Annotated in this window: 1 protein-coding gene; it reads left to right on the top strand. The window is 34.3% G+C overall.

The genetic code is table 11. The features are described 5' to 3' along the window. The coding region (locus ACFINO_RS10795) for a hypothetical protein (RefSeq protein WP_375655847.1) at positions 1-181 on the top strand (181 nt) is incomplete at its 5' end. Between the last annotated feature and the right edge of the window lie 481 nt (positions 182-662).

Genomic DNA, 662 nt, shown 5'->3' with positions numbered 1-662 from the left:
TACTGACTATTTGCCATTATTATTATTGCTTTTTACCTCAATGTATCTTGATCAATATAATGCCATGAAGGAAAAGCTTGCGCAGAATACTTCTTCAGATCAATTCTTGGCTATTATACAAAAAAGATTGATAAACACCCTACTATTTTACCTTTTGCAAAATTTCTATAAAGAACGGTGAACTCTCCACCTTGCAAACAAGCACGTTTAATATTGTGGATCACATCTTTTTCACAATTAAGATCAACTGTATTGTAGAATAAACTGACAAAAATCTATCCCTGTTGGAAGACCATCTGGTGCCACACGATAAAATTCATGAACAGTTGGTTCATACATCTACTTTGCAGCCTATCGATAGAAAGCTTGAACTGTATAAGTAGAAAAATCAGTCTCACTGCATCTCATTCCCATAAAAGTTCCATAATACCACCAATGCAATAAAGCCCATTCCTATGATATTGTCTCAAAAAGTACAAGCTTGCACAAAACTGAAAAATAGTTTGAAAGGTGAGTAATATCCGTCAAAGGTAATCTCTATCGCATCTTTTTGCGATACTGCTCAAAAACGAAATCCATAGAAGCCCACACATCACATTTATCATGACTTGACATATCCTGTTAAGCTCATTGAACAATCCATTTGAAATATCAAGGCATAT

Source organism: Bartonella sp. AA83SXKL (assembly GCF_042196965.1).
Lineage (GTDB): Bacteria > Pseudomonadota > Alphaproteobacteria > Rhizobiales > Rhizobiaceae > Bartonella.
The sequence above is the reverse complement of the archived record's forward strand: the minus strand, read 5'-3'. Positions and strand labels throughout refer to the sequence as shown.